Genomic DNA, 11,619 nt, shown 5'->3' with positions numbered 1-11,619 from the left:
TAGTGCATAAGTTCATTATTGCCTAAAAAATCCAAATGGCTCACCTTGCGTGAAGGTGGTTTAAAATTAACGTGATGGTGGCTCAATTTGAGCGTATCATCGGCTCTAAGCAAGCACATTATTCAATTATAAGGTGGTTTTTATGAGTAGATTAAATTATGGCCGTCATTTGCCGGCATTTATATTATTATTTTTAGCTAAAGAGAGTACACATGGTTCTATGTTGCTTAATACGATGAATAAATCCATGCCATATATTAAAGCAGATGGACCTGCTATTTACCGCGCACTTTCTGAATTGGAAAAATCAAATGCTGTTGAAGCTTGCTGGGATACAGCAAATCCAGGAGCTGCAAGAAAGTGTTATACAATAACAGAAAAAGGACGTGCTCTGCTTAAAGAATTTAAAAATGATATCGAAGAAAGAAAAAGAAATTTTGAATACTTTTTATCCGAGTTTGATAGATTAGATTTTTAGGAATAGGTGATGTGAAATGGTATCATTTGTGTTATATTCAGTTGCCGGAATTTTATTGTTAGTTTCATTTATTAAAGACAAGAGTAAAACTAAAGAAAGCATCAAAGTTGCGTGGAAGTCATTTGAGAAGTTGTTTTCAACAGTGCTTGCAATGATGCTTTTTATAGGAATCACCTTAGCTGTTCTGAACCAAAGTGTAATCACAACCATGATTGGATCAGAATCTGGTATGTTAGGCGTAATTATAGCATTAATAATTGGATCTATCGTAGCAATTCCAAGTTTTGTGGCATTTCCTCTTGGAGGAGCTTTGCTTAAAGGTGGGGCAGGTTATATGCAGATTGCGGCATTAGTTTCAACAATTATGGCAGTTGGTATTATTTCTCTTCCAGTCGAGATAAAATATTTTAATAAGAATATAGCTGTAAAACGAATTGTTTTATCATTTATGATTTGTATAGTATTTACTGCAGTAATAGGGGTGGTGATGTAAAATGAAATTATTGAAGGTATACAAATGGGCACTACTATTTCTTTCAGCACAAATAGCAATCTTTTTTATAAATAATACAATTGGTAAAAATGCATTTGATATTACACTATCAAATTTAAAGGAAATGATTTTATTGCTTCCTCCGATCTTTATTATTATGGGTCTGATGGATAGTTGGATTTCAAAGGAAACCTTAATAAGATATATGGGACATGGGTCAGGGGCAATTGGATTTCTCATAGCTTTTGTACTTGGAACTGTAGCGGCAGGACCATTATATGTAGCATTTCCAATGGGAGTACTTCTCTTAAAAAAAGGCGCAAAGTTGTCCAATGTAATATTTTTTCTAGGTGTATGGTCAAGTACAAAACTTCCTATAGTATTATTTGAAGCAGCTTCATTAGGAGTAAACTTTACATTAATTCATATAGCAGTCAGTATACCTTTATATCTTCTCACAGCATTTTATATTGAAAAATCAGTCTCTAAAGAAACTATATCATTAATTGTTGCTAATGCAGATTAAGTGAAAATAGCTGGTCTGTAAGACCTTGTAAGATGATAAGATAAAATGTTATAAATACGCTTATGGAGGAAATCCAGCGGTAGGGGCAGGCTGTGGTTTATGTCAAGCTAATGTACCTTGCGAAGATAGAAATCCAATAAAAATGAATAACTAGGTTAGCTTCTATCAGTGGTTTTCGGGAGGATCTGACTCATATATAGTAAGAATGATAACAAAAGATAGCCTTATCGAAGAATGTAGACAGTGGAAAAATTAAAATCTTTGACACCAATCAATTAATTATGGTTGGTGTTATTTTTTATGCTACTGTACGTAAGTATGACTCTTAGTCGTATAAGACATAATATGAGTAGAGAGAAAAGGAGAAGAATAAAACTGTATATTAGTTCCATATAATTGACTAATAGTTGCTACATATTATATAATGTAGTTGTTGCGACAACTATAATGCAGGTGATGTAAATGAAATTTAAATTAGATGATTCATTAGGGTTTATTTTAAACAAGGTCAATACAAAACTAAAAAATGAATTATTTCAACGATTAAAAGAAAATGATATTACTCCAGAGCAATGGGCTATACTTAACTGTTTATGGGAACAAGAAGGAATTACCCCTAAAGAGCTGGCGGATATGACATTTAAAGATAAACCGAATACTAATCGCATTCTTGAGAAGTTAAAAATAAAAGGTTTAGTTGTCCGAAAAAACCACCCAGTGGATAAGAGAGCATTTCAAATATTTTTGACTGACAGTGGGTGGGCATTGCGGGAACAATTAATTCCAAAGGTTATAGACCTATTAGATAAAGCAACAACAGGAATAGAAAAAGATAAAGTATCAGAAATAANGAGCATTTCAAATATTTTTGACTGACAGTGGGTGGGCATTGCGGGAACAATTAATTCCAAAGGTTATAGACCTATTAGATAAAGCAACAACAGGAATAGAAAAAGATAAAGTATCAGAAATAAAAAAAATGTTAAATCAAATATATAATAATATTAAATAACTATTTTTATACATTTGGTTGTCGTGACAACTAAATGTATAGCATTATTAATAATAATAGTTATTTATGTAATTCATCACTCAAAAATAATTCAAATAAGTCATATTTGTGGAACTATTATTAAATAAGAAAAGTGAGGTAGAGCATATGGAAAGCTGTTTGGTAAAAGGATTGAACTTATGGTATGAACCTGTAGCTATTTTTCTTAGCAATGAAAAACCTGAAGGGGCACTTCAAAGTAAAGAAGGTCATTGGAGCTGCACAATCCCATTATTTCTGGCTGCAACAAAAGGTAAAACCGCAGTTTTCGAACGTAAAACCACAGGGTGTCATGGTGGTAAAGTAGGACTAGGGTTTGGCCAATTTCCCAATTATCCAGATGGGATTGAGTATTTTCTGTCAATTGGTAAAAAAGGTGTATTTGAAGGAGAAGGCTATAAAAAAGACCCAGAGCTGGGTAAAGAATATGTTGAATGTCTGCCAATAACAGATATCCCTTATCAGTACGTAATTTTTAAACCCATGACACAAGTTGATACTACCAAGGAAATACCTGACCTAATTGTATTTTATGTCAATAGTGACCAGTTATCGGCACTTACAGTACTTGCTAACTATTACAGACCAGGAATAGAGAACGTTTTAATGCCCTTTAGCTCAGGGTGTCAGTCTATTTTTCTCATTCCCTACGCTGAAGCTCAAAAGGAAAATCCAAGAGCAGTAGTAGGATTGACCGATATTACAATACGTCCCATGGTCGAGCCTGACATGCTATCATTTTCTGTGCCGTATAAGATGTTTTTAGACATAGAGCAAAACGTAACAGGGAGTTTCTTGGAAAAGAACTTGTGGCATAAGGTGGTAGCAAGAATGAGAAACCAGTAAAAAATCTTTTTGTGACTTTACTCCGTTCCCAATTTGCCGTTCGAAAATAACACTACAGACAGATGCCTGTAGTGTTATTTTTATCAGTGGGGTGTGAACCGTATTATTTATATAAGCAGAATGAAACAAACTTTAAAAGCTTATGAATAGTGATTTTAATATGACATACAGTTGTCTTATTATCTTGTATATAATTAAAAAATAGATAGAGAGTTATGAAAATATCTATAGATAATATGGTTACCAAGCAGAAATAAGAGGACAGCAAAGTATAGGGAAAGAAGGGATATAATAATGGATAACTCATTTAATGTAAATGAATTTAGAGGCAAGCGAATTCTAGTCACAGGTGGAACGAAAGGGATTGGTGAAGCCATCGTTAAGCGCCTTAAGAGTGCTGGAGGAACAATTATAACCACAGCTCGATCCATTCCTGAAGATACCCAAGGGGCCGAATTATTCATTCAAGCTGACGTTAGTACTGCAGAAGGCGTTGAAAAGATTGCCACAACGGTTCTTGATCGTTTTGGTGGTGTAGATATTTTGGTCAACACTGTAGGTGGATCGTCTGTTCCAGTCGAGGGCGCTCTAGTAATGAGTGATGATAATTGGCAACAGATATTTAACACCAATTTATTCTCAGCTGTTCGCCTAGATAGAGCGTTGTTGCCTTCGATGCTGGAACAAGGCTCCGGCGTTATCATTCACATTACATCCATCCGGCGGTTCTTCCCAGCAACTGAGACGATGGCGTACTCTGCAGCGAAGGCGGCTTTGACAAATTATAGCAAAGGACTTGCCAACCAGGTCGCGCCTCACGGAATACGGGTTAATACCGTTGCGCCTGGTTTCATAGAAACGACGGCCGCAGAGAGACTGATCAAGAAGTTGGCTAAGGGTTCAGGCACCGACTATGATAGTGCCCGACTGGAAATGATGAATTCCCTAGGAGGTATTCCACTTGGCCGTCCGGGTCGTCCTAAAGAAGTAGCTGAACTGGTTGCCTTCCTAGTATCTGATCGGGCTTCGTATATCACCGGCTGCGAACATATCATCGATGGGGGGACTATTCGGACAATCTAACGAATCAAGAAGGATCATGCAGCAAATAGTAAAACCAATGATAAAATAAGCAAGGAAAGTATAATTATGTTGATAAAACTACCACACCTTATTTGGAATTTTGTGCAGGTAAAGAATGATCATAAACAATTTGCTTTTAAAGCTTAAGGACAGGAACAATGCGTTTTTTTATACAATGACGATGTATAATGGGGTATAATACAATTATAGTTTCTATTTTGAAGTGAATAGAGAGAAAGCTTTCTAGGGTTCCGTGACATCAATGTCAGTCTGGTCCGAGAGAAAGCGCGCAGCAAGCTGTGTACACGGAAGGATAAAAGCCTGGGAGTAATTCTCAAGGCTTTTTTTGTGCTCGTGGGGGGATTTCTTATAGAGGTGGAAGAAATATGAAACCTTTTAGAGAATTTATGAATATTCATTTGAGGAGAAGCTAACGTTAGGCTATATAGGAGATGATTTGTATGTATAACTTGATAATGGAGAACAAATGGGCTATTTTACTCATTCTAGAATTTTTTGCTTGGTCTGCAACAATGTTCATGTTCTATGCAAGATACAAAATGCAATCGCAGTTTTGGTTCAAAGTAGCTTCGATGATATTAGTACTTACGGGTGTTATTCCGCAAGTTCTTTTAGGTGTTGTAAATTTTGTTGCAACAAAAGAAATTGATTTGTTTACGCTCGTTATTGTTTTGCTGATTGTCTACGGAATTACTATTGGCAAAAAACACGTTCAAAAGCTGGACGTCTGGGCAAAAAAGAGATTTTCAAGGTAACGGTAATAGAATGCAACTGCTTTAAAGGGGTAATTTCGTAGACAAAAATCCTAATCGATTGATATATGAGAGAGTCCTTATCTGTTGCCATTAGTGCCATGTCCATCAAAGTAATATTTTTGTTTAAGATTAGCGTGGATCATATCTTTTATTAGCAGAGGGAATTAATCTATTGTATCGTCTAGTAGAATTTGTTTAAAGCGGTTGAGGGATTTATTTTTTCGACCGCTTTTCCATATGGATTTTTTTAATAACTGTAATTTGAAAAAACTTTTATACACCGTACCTGAGTAGTTATTGTCAGAATGCAATTTAAGAATTAAGATAGGAATTAACGAGGAGCATGAAATCGATTAATAAAAATGATAGAAGGGGGTGATGGAGTGAACGATATAATATTGAAGTTAGAGCAACTTGGTTTTTCTTCTTATGAAGCAAAAGCTTATTATGCCTTAATCCGAAAATATCCTTCTAATGGCTATGAAATTAGCAAGATAGGAAAAATTCCATCTGCAAAAATTTATGAGACATTAAATCGACTTAAGATTAAAGGCGCTATTATTGAGAGTGCTACAGAAATGGGAAAGTATTACCCGATTCCATCAGAAACTCTTTTAGCTAATTTGAAGCAAGAATTTACCTCCATGATACAAGATCTAGAAAAACAGCTGAAACAAACAGAACCTTTACCTGATATTGATATAACACTTAATTTTTCTGGATATGAAACCTTTATCGAGAAAGCTATGGGGATCATTAATAATACGAACATATCCCTTTTGGTATCCATTTGGCCAGACGAGGAGGTTCTTTTACATGATGCCATAGCAAAAGCAAAAAAAAGAGGCGTTACAGTTATTGCAGGGGTGTTTGGAAATTCAACAATGGAAAGTAGCGATTATGTTAATTTGGATAGTTGTGGAATATCATCACAAGCGAGACTGGGGAAGAGGCTTACTATCGTAATTGGAGATTCCAAAGAAGTGGTGATTTGCGAGATTGGCGAAAATGGAGAAGCAGATGGTGTCTGGACAACAACACCAAGTATTATTCTAGTAGCTAGAGAATATATTAAACATGACATTTGGGGAAAGGTTCTAATTGATACCATCGGTAAAGAAAAGTTCAATACGATGTGTAACAATAATGAGATATTATCTTACCTTATTGAGAATCGTTAAGAGGTTATCAAAATAAAAATGATCCATTCATAAGAAGTAAATGGAGGAATGGAATTTGAGTAGTCACGATTTGAATATTTTCAATAGGATTAAGATTGGAATTATTGGGTGTGGACATTTGGGACAAGCTATTCTAGAATCGTTGATTAACCATGGATTTCAGAAAGAAAATCTTTTTATTTCGTATAGAGGTAATCCATCCACATATGAAAAAATAGAAAAGATGCGCCTTACTATGTGTATTTCAAAAAATGAGAAGGTTTTTAATGAAGCTGATGTCATTTTTATTACCACAAAACCTCAAGATGTTATCAGCCTAAAAGAGATACCTATCTCCCCAAATAAACTGATCGTTTCATGTTTAGCCGGATTATCTGTTGAGATATTAAAAAATATATTTAAAACCGATATTTGCAGAATGATGTTAAGTGGGCCAGATACTATAGTTGCAGAAAAAGGAGTTGCAACTATATATCCGTATAATGAATTGGTAGGTCGTATTTTAAGCAAAATGAATCTTCGTATTTTTGAGATTTCACATGAGAAGGATGTGGATATTTTTACAGCCGGCGTATGTCTACCCGCAGCATTATTGCAAGAAGATAATGAAGTAATAATAAAAGAAGCAATACATGAAATAGAACAAGAATGGGCTAGGTTTTTAGATCTTTATGAGTGGGCAAAAATAATTCTACCGTCGTTTGCTACAGAAGATGAAAAAGTCGAATATATTGCAAGAATGATAACAAAAGGAGGTGTTACTGAAGCAATCATAGATAGCTTAAAGTCTGGTGAATTATTTGTAACTGCATTGAGAAAAGGGATCACTCGTAGTAAGGAAATTTCACGACAAATTAGCAATTCTATTCTCAATTAACAAAATCGTGAGCTGAATCACGAGTGATTTTGAGTCGATATTGCATGATGTGAAGAGATATAATTTATTACTAAATAATAAGAATTTGAAAGAAGGGTTTAAAATGAATCAATTCGAGAATGTTTCTATAATAAAAAAGGCTAATGTATATTTTGAAGGTAAAGTGACAAGTCGTACCGTCCTACTTACAAGCGGGGAAAGAAAGACATTGGGAATTATGATGCCGGGGAAATATGAATTTGCAACAGTAGATAAGGAACATATGGAACTTTTAGCTGGAAAATTAGAAGTATTGCTTCCTAATTGTGAAGAATGGATTACAATTGAGGCAGGGCGAACTTTTGAAATTCCAGCACATTCAAAATTCAAAATTGTAGCACAAGAATTATCGGATTATTGCTGCTCATATATAAAAGAGTAAAGGTAAGTGGTAGCGCATTATATGGCAATAGCATTGTTGTTTAATCAGTAATAAAAGCTACACAGTAAATTATGGATTTGATTCGAGAGGTTACGAATTATTGTCTAATATCTATTTCATTTTTTTGCGATACAGCATGTCATGGGATGTTAAATGACATGTCACGGAACAGCAGTAAGTTCTTACAGGGCTTAGATTTGTTGGATTCTCAAAACTTGTAAACAGTTTTTTAAGTGACACTGGCGCCATGTTCATTAAAGTAAAAAATACTTGTCTATTTTTAATGAACTGACAGAAAAAACAATTCAGTATATAGAAAAGATCCACAGAATAACTTTGGTAATTTGTGGATCTTTTTTGTATGATAAGAGCTTAGCTAACAAGAATAAAAGATATAACAATGATGTGATTCATTTAGTGTTGACTTTTAAAGGAATTTAACATATACTAAAAAAAATTGTCAATGACAATTAAATGGAGGTGGAAATGAATTATATTTTAACCGATGCAATTAGCTTTTTAATTAGTAGAACATATGCAAGAATGAAAAACATATTCCTTAAAAAATTAAAAAAATATGGGGTTACTCCTGAACAATGGGTTTTACTTGCTAAAATTTCGGAGAAAGAGGGAATTTCACCAACAGAATTATCGTTAGTATCACTTAGAGATAAACCTTATACTACACGACTTATCGATAAATTGGCAGAAAATGATCTTATTTTTAAAGAGGAAAGTCAGAATGATAGACGCTCATCCTTAATTTATTTGACAAAGCGAGGTGCGGAAATAAAAAAAGAAATTATCCCAATTGCCGATGAAATGAATGAATGGCTGGTTGAAGATATGAACCAGGAAGAAGTAGAAAAACTTAAAAGTTTATTGCATAAAATGTATGCTAATATTCAATCTCACAGCTAAGACAGAAAATGATGACCATGAATGTTAGCTATTAGATGCAATATAATCGCTTTTTTTGAGCAAATATACTAATATACGGCAATAATTAGCTGGATAGATTCAGCTAATTATTTTTACAGATATAATTGTTAATGACAATTATATCTGTAGCGGCTACTATAAAAAATACCACGCTCTCTATTCAAATAATGAGAAAAAGGCATCCTAGTTCATAATAAGTGGGTAACTAGTTTAAAAAAATATAAGAAGAAGGTGTAAAGATATGAATTATTTGAGAAAGTACTGGCAGGATATCGGTGGCATAGTAGCCTTGGTGGTGTGCATTGGATTACTCATTATCCATCAGAATATGCAAGAAATAGAAGTCATTTTATGTCTGAGCTTTGTTGCAATTCTCGTTCATCAGTTTGAAGAGTACCGTTGGCCGGGATATTTCCCAGGAATTTTTAATGTTGTAATTTTTAAAAGTTCAAATCCAGATAAATATCCTTTAAATAGTCAGTCGGCTATGGTAATTAATATATTGATTGCCTATGGTTTCTATTTGCTCCCAATCTTTTTTATCGATCAGATATGGTTGGGGCTTGCACCAGTATTTATGGGCTTCTTCCAATTGATCTGGCATGGACTGTTTGCCAATATGAAAATAAAAGGTATTTATAATCCTGGTTTATTCGCCGTTTTATTGCTCCATGTCCCGATAGGAACTTGGTATATCAACTATATTATCGCTCATGGTTTAGTGACTGCTACCGATTGGATCTTAGGGAGTGTATATTTTGTTATAGCAACCTATATTCTGATTGTTAAAGGCAACATATGGATGAAAGATGAAAAATCAAAATTTAGTTTTACAAAAAAACAATTAGGATCTTATAGTGCAAAGTGAAGTAGTGATCACAGATTTAATAAATATGCCCCAAGCTACACAATATCCATAACAAAAGAGAAATAAAAATTACAAACGCGGATGTTTCTTGAAAAAATGCAAAAGCAACTAACTTTGGAAAGAATCACTTATATATTAGCGTTTATATACTTCATTTTAAAGAACCTTCCAGGAGCACAGTTCCATCGGCATCCTGAACTTCTAGAAGATTATTTATCTGGAATCCAGAAGTTCAACAAATTTGTTGTACGCTTACGATTAACGATTAATAAGATTGCTATTGCCCATTTTATACTTCTTATTTATCTCTTTTTCTTGCCTGTAATATGTTCTACATCAATTCGAATCACCGAACATTTATTTTTAAAAGAGTCAATTACTTTCATACCTTTATCATAATATTCAGGGCTATATTTTCTTACTAATTCATTTAACATTTGGATTTTCTCGGATTCATCTACCAAATTCGCCTTTCCAAAAACAATAACACTTTCATAGTTAGCGGTAAACGAGCCAGGTACTAGTTCAGAATATCCAATTATTGTGAGACACACTCTATTATTATCAGAAATATTATCAAGTTTATGGCCCTCAAGGTCACAATGCAGGTAAACCGCATCATTTAAAACTATATAGTGTAGCGGCACCCCATAGGGTTGTCCATCTCTATCGACTGTAGAAAGCACCCCGTATTCACCATGATATAAAATTTCCATTGCCTCATCACGAGTTACTTGCTTATTGGTATCACGAATGCTTCTCATGGTTTCACCTCCCAATATAATTTAGATTGTAAAGAATGATACGTTGTCACTAATTAGAATATTTTAACCTGCAGAATAACTAAATTACCTGAACTCGAATTGAAAAAACCATGTCCCTCTCCTCTAGGAGATAAAATTATATCTTTTTCTTGCAAAGCAAACTCTTCACCATTGATAGTTAATATACCTTCACCCTCAACGACGTAAAAAATCTCATCCATATCCTTATGTCTGTGTTCAGGTGTACTCTGTCCAGGGATATATAATAAAAGTCCTGTATCAAGCTTACTGCCTTCATGAGTAAGAGCTTTACGTACTGATTTTTCATTTGAAAAGTCTAATAACGAATTAACATTAATTTTTTCCATTTGAAATCCTCCTTTTAATTAACCATAGTTACACTACCTTTATAAAATCAACATTCCTCCGTAATTCGCGCAATCTTTCTCCCGACTATAGGAGGAATAAATGTTGCAATAGGAACAGCTAAACTGAGAGCAATCATCCAATTTCTTAGCCAGTGAATGAGAAAATCGCCTGTTCCACTATTTACTAATGTTAGAACAGCTGAAATAATAAATGATGTAAAACCTCCCATTACAAATCCAAATAATATAGTTTTATATTTTACATTGACCCGCATAAGTCCACCCTTTCTTTTGAAACAAAAATGTAGTTGACGCTACGTCTTGCCTATAAGTCTATTTGTTACTATAATAATAGCGAAACTTAATTCTTGCAATAAGGCACTATTTCGTTCAATACAAACCAGATGGTAACTATTATTGATTTTGCTGGAGGCTTAACCATGTCTATTACTAAAGTTTGTCCTATCGAAGAAGCAATAAACTTAATCGGGCATAAATGGAAAGTTCTTATTATTAGAAATTTATTAAACGAAAATAATCAACGCTTTGGTTGCCTTCAAAAAGGAATAAATGGTATCAGTCAAAAAATGCTCACACAACAACTTCGGCAAATGGAACAAGATGGGCTTGTTTCTCGAAAGGTTTTCGCGGAAGTTCCTCCAAAAGTTGAATATTCTTTAACTGACCTGGGAAGGAGTCTTCAACCGATCTTGGAATCGATAAGTAACTGGGGAAAAGGATATTTAAAAATAAAAGGGACTGATTCAAAAGATTTTATTGATGATTAAATTAATTTACATGCCATTGGTGCCATATCTCCTCATGGAACTAATTTTATAGATAGTTATATAAAATGAAACTAGCTTAAGTTTGCTGATTTTTACTATATGCATTTTCAGGATGAAAATAGAAAGAAACGAATTAATATGTAGATGATGAAGGGGA

16 protein-coding genes and 1 riboswitch are annotated in these 11,619 nt (G+C 34.0%); of the genes, 13 read left to right on the top strand and 3 right to left on the bottom strand.

The features are described 5' to 3' along the window. Window positions 1–142: 142 nt before the first annotated feature. The 12 genes from ACAN52_RS17075 (at window position 143) to ACAN52_RS17020 (ending at window position 9,542) form a co-directional block, all read left to right on the top strand. The gene (locus ACAN52_RS17075; protein WP_378956150.1) at window positions 143–478 is read left to right on the top strand and encodes a PadR family transcriptional regulator; all 336 of its coding nucleotides are present in this window, start codon (window positions 143–145) and stop codon (window positions 476–478) included. Between the two features lie 16 nt (window positions 479–494). Further along, the gene (locus tag ACAN52_RS17070; protein WP_378956149.1) at window positions 495–971 is read left to right on the top strand and encodes a permease; all 477 of its coding nucleotides are present in this window, start codon (window positions 495–497) and stop codon (window positions 969–971) included. Window position 972: 1 nt separating this feature from the next. Then, window positions 973–1,497, top strand: coding sequence for a permease (locus ACAN52_RS17065; protein ID WP_378956148.1), 525 nt, complete (start codon window positions 973–975; stop codon window positions 1,495–1,497). A 462-nt stretch (window positions 1,498–1,959) separates the two neighbouring features. Continuing rightward, window positions 1,960–2,373: a MarR family winged helix-turn-helix transcriptional regulator gene (locus tag ACAN52_RS17060; RefSeq protein ID WP_378956147.1), complete on the top strand. Its 414-nt coding sequence runs from the start codon at window positions 1,960–1,962 to the stop codon at window positions 2,371–2,373. 283 nt (window positions 2,374–2,656) lie between these two features. Then, window positions 2,657–3,394 carry a DUF169 domain-containing protein gene (locus ACAN52_RS17055; RefSeq protein WP_378956146.1) on the top strand — a complete coding sequence of 246 codons (738 nt, stop codon included), beginning with the start codon at window positions 2,657–2,659 and terminating at the stop codon, window positions 3,392–3,394. A gap of 294 nt (window positions 3,395–3,688) precedes the next feature. Further along, a complete protein-coding gene (locus tag ACAN52_RS17050) occupies window positions 3,689–4,477 on the top strand; it encodes an SDR family oxidoreductase (protein ID WP_378956145.1) in 789 nt (262 codons plus the stop codon). Window positions 4,478–4,709: 232 nt separating this feature from the next. Beyond that, a riboswitch (guanidine-I (ykkC/yxkD leader) is annotated at window positions 4,710–4,807 on the top strand. Between the two features lie 131 nt (window positions 4,808–4,938). Then, complete coding sequence (locus ACAN52_RS17045) at window positions 4,939–5,253, top strand: hypothetical protein (protein ID WP_378956144.1); 315 nt, start codon at window positions 4,939–4,941, stop codon at window positions 5,251–5,253. A 383-nt stretch (window positions 5,254–5,636) separates the two neighbouring features. After that, complete coding sequence (locus ACAN52_RS17040) at window positions 5,637–6,434, top strand: TrmB family transcriptional regulator (RefSeq protein ID WP_378956142.1); 798 nt, start codon at window positions 5,637–5,639, stop codon at window positions 6,432–6,434. 55 nt (window positions 6,435–6,489) lie between these two features. Next, the gene (locus tag ACAN52_RS17035) at window positions 6,490–7,311 is read left to right on the top strand and encodes a pyrroline-5-carboxylate reductase family protein (protein WP_378956141.1); all 822 of its coding nucleotides are present in this window, start codon (window positions 6,490–6,492) and stop codon (window positions 7,309–7,311) included. 103 nt (window positions 7,312–7,414) lie between these two features. Beyond that, the gene (locus ACAN52_RS17030; protein ID WP_378956140.1) at window positions 7,415–7,732 is read left to right on the top strand and encodes a pyrimidine/purine nucleoside phosphorylase; all 318 of its coding nucleotides are present in this window, start codon (window positions 7,415–7,417) and stop codon (window positions 7,730–7,732) included. A gap of 486 nt (window positions 7,733–8,218) precedes the next feature. Next, entirely contained in the window at window positions 8,219–8,653 is a 435-nt protein-coding gene (locus ACAN52_RS17025) for a MarR family winged helix-turn-helix transcriptional regulator (protein ID WP_378956139.1), read from the top strand. 262 nt (window positions 8,654–8,915) lie between these two features. Beyond that, window positions 8,916–9,542, top strand: coding sequence for an HXXEE domain-containing protein (locus ACAN52_RS17020; protein WP_378956138.1), 627 nt, complete (start codon window positions 8,916–8,918; stop codon window positions 9,540–9,542). Between the two features lie 302 nt (window positions 9,543–9,844). Here ACAN52_RS17020 and ACAN52_RS17015 read toward each other — a convergent pair whose 3' ends face one another. The 3 genes from ACAN52_RS17015 to ACAN52_RS17005 are packed head-to-tail and all read right to left on the bottom strand — an operon-like array spanning window position 9,845 to window position 10,949. After that, the gene (locus ACAN52_RS17015; protein WP_378956137.1) at window positions 9,845–10,306 is read right to left on the bottom strand and encodes a pyridoxamine 5'-phosphate oxidase family protein; all 462 of its coding nucleotides are present in this window, start codon (window positions 10,304–10,306) and stop codon (window positions 9,845–9,847) included. 53 nt (window positions 10,307–10,359) lie between these two features. Further along, the gene (locus ACAN52_RS17010; RefSeq protein ID WP_378956136.1) at window positions 10,360–10,674 is read right to left on the bottom strand and encodes a cupin domain-containing protein; all 315 of its coding nucleotides are present in this window, start codon (window positions 10,672–10,674) and stop codon (window positions 10,360–10,362) included. Window positions 10,675–10,721: 47 nt separating this feature from the next. Further along, complete coding sequence (locus tag ACAN52_RS17005) at window positions 10,722–10,949, bottom strand: DUF2798 domain-containing protein (protein ID WP_378956135.1); 228 nt, start codon at window positions 10,947–10,949, stop codon at window positions 10,722–10,724. Window positions 10,950–11,114: 165 nt separating this feature from the next. Here ACAN52_RS17005 and ACAN52_RS17000 point away from each other — a divergent pair, with 165 nt between their 5' ends. Continuing rightward, window positions 11,115–11,462 carry a winged helix-turn-helix transcriptional regulator gene (locus tag ACAN52_RS17000; RefSeq protein ID WP_378956134.1) on the top strand — a complete coding sequence of 116 codons (348 nt, stop codon included), beginning with the start codon at window positions 11,115–11,117 and terminating at the stop codon, window positions 11,460–11,462. Window positions 11,463–11,619 lie beyond the last annotated feature (157 nt).

It is taken from the genome of Pelosinus sp. sgz500959 (assembly GCF_042610375.1).
Lineage (GTDB): Bacteria > Bacillota > Negativicutes > DSM-13327 > DSM-13327 > CTSoil-075.
This window is presented reverse-complemented; position numbering and strand designations above follow the sequence as displayed.